The organism is Shewanella sp. 5_MG-2023, from assembly GCF_030547465.1.
Classification (GTDB): Bacteria; Pseudomonadota; Gammaproteobacteria; order Enterobacterales; family Shewanellaceae; genus Shewanella.
Genome location: NZ_JAUORC010000098.1, coordinates 1 through 624 on the forward strand (window position 1 = coordinate 1; position 624 = coordinate 624).

1 protein-coding gene is annotated in these 624 nt (G+C 34.0%); it reads left to right on the forward strand.

What is annotated here, in order from left to right; genetic code table 11:
• Window positions 1-407 precede the first annotated feature (407 nt).
• Window positions 408-624, forward strand: a 217-nt coding sequence (locus Q4557_RS19855) for a site-specific integrase (protein WP_303415068.1), incomplete at its 3' end; no start/stop codon positions are given.

The window sequence follows — 624 nt, forward strand, 5'->3', positions numbered from 1 at the left end:
CTTTGTTTATAATCGTTTTATCGAAATCAAAGAGTGCTATAGGATTCATATATAGGAACATCGCCTTTGGGTATAACAGCTTATTGATTAGCAGCAGGATAACCTCCTGCTTTCTTGTAAGTCTTTTCTTCAAACTATCACTTGTAAGTATCTGTTGTAAATATATTTTTTAACAAAAAATACAGAAAAAATATGACAATTTAGAAGATAAAAAAGATGCATAGATGTTTACGAGGTCTGCATAACACTTTTATAAATATTACAAACAATTGATAATAATGAGTTAATTTTTAAAAGTTAGTATTATCGATGCGCCAATCAAACGATTTATGCATCTTTTTCATAGTAATTATCTTAACTTGAACTATAACTGTATATATATACAGTTCATTGGTGAGGCGACGGTTATGGGGCAATTAACATTTTTGGAGGCTATACGGGCAGAGATCAGGGTACGCCATTACAGCTATCAAACAGAAAAATCCTACCTCTATTGGAACCGTTATTTCATTCGACATTGTAATATTCGTCATGGCGCTGATATAAGCCCCGCTTTGATTGAACAATTTCTCTGCTTTTTAGCAGTCGAGTGTAAAGTGTCGGCGAGCACCCAGAAACAGGCCC